A 1,646-nucleotide genomic window follows, 5' to 3' on the forward strand; every position below is an offset into this window, starting at 1 on the left:
AAGCTGCTTCTAACATATCTCCTGATATTCTTGTATCTTTAGCAACTAATATTTTAGGTTTATGTGTTCCTTCTGTTAATACAAAAGCACCAGCTCTACCTAAAGCATAAGCTAAATCTGCAGTTAACTCTGTATTAGCGATTCCTCTAACACCATCTGTTCCGAACATTCTACTCATATATAATACCTCGCTTATTTATTTCAATTTAACTCTTATAGTATATCCTTTATTCCGATTTTTTACAATAGTATATAACCTTGTATTTATCACGCTTTACAGCCTATTACTCTTCAGAATTAATCCTATCTAATACTATATTATATCCACCTTGACCATAATTAAGACATTTATTAACTCTACTTATAGTTGCAGTACTAGCTCCTGTTACTTCTGCTATTTCTGTATAAACTTTTTTCTCCTTCAGCATTTTGGCTACTTGAATTCTTTGAGATATAGCCTTTAACTCTGTAATAGTTGCAATATCTTCAAAAAACTTATAACATTCATCTATATTTTGTAATTCTAAAACTGCCTTAAACAACATATCTAAATCATTTTTAAACTCTAAATCCTTTAGGCCCATATTATCACTCCTATTTCACTTACATCTTAATTTTAACACTTTAGCGCACTAAATTTAAGATGTAATTTATATTTTTCTTCGGTTTATTTATCACACTCTTCTAAACAACAATTTATTTTAACATATTTGTCATATATACTTCTAGTTGGTAATAACCATAATTCTCCTATTCCATAATAAACAGTATTAACATACTCTACAATATCATCCTCTATCTCATTTTCATATTTTTCATAACTTATATTTATACTATTACTTTTTAATATAACTAAATCTTCATTAACAGTTAACTTATCATTAAATAACTTACACCTTATTATTTCTTTTTCTGAAACAGGTAGCTTTAATACTACAACACCATTTCCATTAAGCTTTAACTCTTTATCATTAATACTTGTAATATTTATTTCTTCATCACATGCATAAAATATTGAATCACTAATTATTATTTCTTCATCAACTAATTCTATCAATGTAAAGTCACTAAAACTAGATTTTAATAAAATTTCTCCTGTTCCCTTGAATATTGTTTTATTCTTTCTAGCTATTACTTGCTTAGAGTCAAATATTAATTTTTTAATTCCCTTATATTCATGAACCAAATCATTTCTTTCTATATATCCCTTCATATAACTCAATTCATTATTTTGTATTTTAACAGCGCTTTCATTTAATAATATTCTTACTTGTTTAAGCCTTTGTCCACTATTTTCTATTGCCTTAATAGCAGATACACTATCTACTCTATTTATTCCACTAAGCTCATTATATTTTAAAATTTGAAACTTAGATTCATTACCTAACTCAGCTAATAAAGTCAATTTGTTTTTCGTTTCAATATTACTTCTCATAGATCCTCCATACAATTAATATTTCATATCATAGATTATTTCCATATTATTGTAAATTAAAACTATATTTTTATATTTTTACAAAATAAATATCCACCAGCTAAGCTGGTGGTTTTTCATAAGCCCTATAAGGGCAAATTGCTAGCTTGCGTCTTAAGACGCATAAATGGTCCAGCAGCCGCATTTTATTTTACTTGCTACCCTTAAAAGG

2 protein-coding genes and 1 pseudogene are annotated in these 1,646 nt (G+C 27.0%); all 3 read right to left on the bottom strand.

Translation table 11 applies throughout. The annotated features are described in order from the left end of the window. Positions 1-178: pseudogene (locus EJJ37_RS19665) on the bottom strand (phosphoglucosamine mutase); the annotation flags it as partial. Between the two features lie 106 nt (positions 179-284). Next, positions 285-584 (bottom strand): YerC/YecD family TrpR-related protein, encoded by a 300-nt coding sequence (locus tag EJJ37_RS19670; RefSeq protein WP_133017118.1) that lies wholly within the window; start codon positions 582-584, stop codon positions 285-287. A gap of 83 nt (positions 585-667) precedes the next feature. Further along, positions 668-1,435: an AIM24 family protein gene (locus EJJ37_RS19675; RefSeq protein WP_133017119.1), complete on the bottom strand. Its 768-nt coding sequence runs from the start codon at positions 1,433-1,435 to the stop codon at positions 668-670. Positions 1,436-1,646 lie beyond the last annotated feature (211 nt).

It is taken from the genome of Clostridium cuniculi (genome assembly GCF_004353185.1).
GTDB classification, from domain to species: domain Bacteria; phylum Bacillota; class Clostridia; order Clostridiales; family Clostridiaceae; genus Clostridium; species Clostridium cuniculi.